At 36.4% G+C, this 294-nt stretch carries 1 protein-coding gene; it reads left to right on the top strand.

What is annotated here, in order from left to right; translation table 11 throughout:
• Positions 1-294 (top strand): condensation domain-containing protein (locus ACSG5Z_RS31105; RefSeq protein WP_435712882.1); only part of this gene is annotated, 294 nt, incomplete at both ends.

Here is a 294-nt window from a genome sequence, read left to right as displayed (position 1 = left end):
GTATAAGACTGCAGCTAAGTGAAATATTTGCTTTATCTACACCAAAACGTATTGCAGAAAGAATTGGAAGCTTACAACAGGATCGTTTTTCGGAAATTCCGAAAATAGCTGAAGCAGAGTTCTATCCTATGAGTTCTGTTCAAAAGCGACTTTATCTTCTCAATGAGATAGTAGGTCCTAGTACTTCCTATAACATTTCGAATGTCATTAAATACGAAAACACTCTGGATAAAGAGCAGTTACAGGGAGCATTAGATAAGCTCTTAGAGAGAGAAGAAGTATTAAGAACCAGCT

Source organism: Bacillus pretiosus (assembly GCF_051294775.1).
Lineage (GTDB): Bacteria > Bacillota > Bacilli > Bacillales > Bacillaceae_G > Bacillus_A > Bacillus_A wiedmannii.
The sequence above is the reverse complement of the archived record's forward strand: the minus strand, read 5'-3'. Positions and strand labels throughout refer to the sequence as shown.